The sequence below is a fragment of the Bradyrhizobium sp. 33ap4 genome, assembly GCF_032654765.1.
Classification (GTDB): Bacteria; Pseudomonadota; Alphaproteobacteria; order Rhizobiales; family Xanthobacteraceae; genus Bradyrhizobium; species Bradyrhizobium australafricanum.
On record NZ_JAUMTJ010000185.1, the window covers coordinates 1 to 1,078 of the forward strand.

The window sequence follows — 1,078 nt, forward strand, 5'->3', positions numbered from 1 at the left end:
CATCCGACCCGATCACGGCCACGGAATCTGGTCTTCTCTTGCCCGGCGACCGTCTTGATCCAGCCGAATGCCTCCTCAATCCGCTTGCGGATGCGCTGGCTGACAGCATAACCGCCGTGCCGGGTCGTACGCCCGTCGATCGCAGAGCTACGGCCGCCGGTGTTCTGCGCAACATGCGGCGTCACGTTCATCGAGCGCAGCTCGTTGACGAAGTCTTCTGCATCGTAGGCTTTGTCGGCACCAAGCGTGATCGCTGTCGGTCGATCGGCACGAGGCTCGATCATGTGCAGCGCGGCCACCCGTTCGGCATGCCCACCGGCCTGCGTCAGGCAGGCGTCGACCAGCAAGCCGTGGCGGTTCTCCATCAGCCCGTGCCCGATGAAGCACAGCTTCGTCTCCTTGCCTTTCCCCTTGCGGTAGAGCCTGGCCTCCGGATCGGTGGTCGAAGCATGGGTGTCGTTGGAGCGCTTCTGGCCATGGAAGTTCGCTTCAGCATTGCGCCCGCCGCCTTGGGCCGGCGGCTCGCCGGAGCTATCCTTCGGTTTGACGCTCTTCATCGAGGCCCAGGCCTCGATCAGCGTGCCGTCGACCGAGAAGTGATCGCTCGACAGAAGCTTCTTCACCCTGGGCTGCGCCAGCACCGCCGCCAGGAACTTCGCCGCGATGTCGCCTTCCAGCAGCCGGTCGCGGTTCTTCGAGAATACCGAATGGTCCCAGGCTGCATCGTCGACTCCGATTCCGACGAACCAGCGGAACAGCAAATCATATTCCAACCGCTCCATCAGAAGTCGCTCCGAGCGGATCGAATAAAACGCCTGCAACAGCATCGCCCGCAGCAGCTTCTCCGGCGGGATCGACGGCCGTCCAATCGGCGAATAAAGGGCGGCGAACTCGTGCTCCAGCGCCGCCAGCGCCTCGTTCACGATCGTCCGGATCCCTCGCAGCGGATGATCACGCCGCACCCTTGCTTCCAGGTCGACGTAGCTGAACAGCTCGCCCGTTCGATTGTCGCCGCCGCGCACGCACCATCTCCGAATCTCGTCGGAGCCAATGAATCATGATCCTCGGTCGGCGGCGA

1 protein-coding gene is annotated in these 1,078 nt (G+C 63.5%); it reads right to left on the reverse strand.

What is annotated here, in order from left to right; genetic code table 11:
• On the reverse strand, positions 1-1,022 hold a 1,022-nt coding region (locus Q2M23_RS43620), incomplete at its 3' end, for an IS5 family transposase (protein ID WP_316399524.1).
• Between the last annotated feature and the right edge of the window lie 56 nt (positions 1,023-1,078).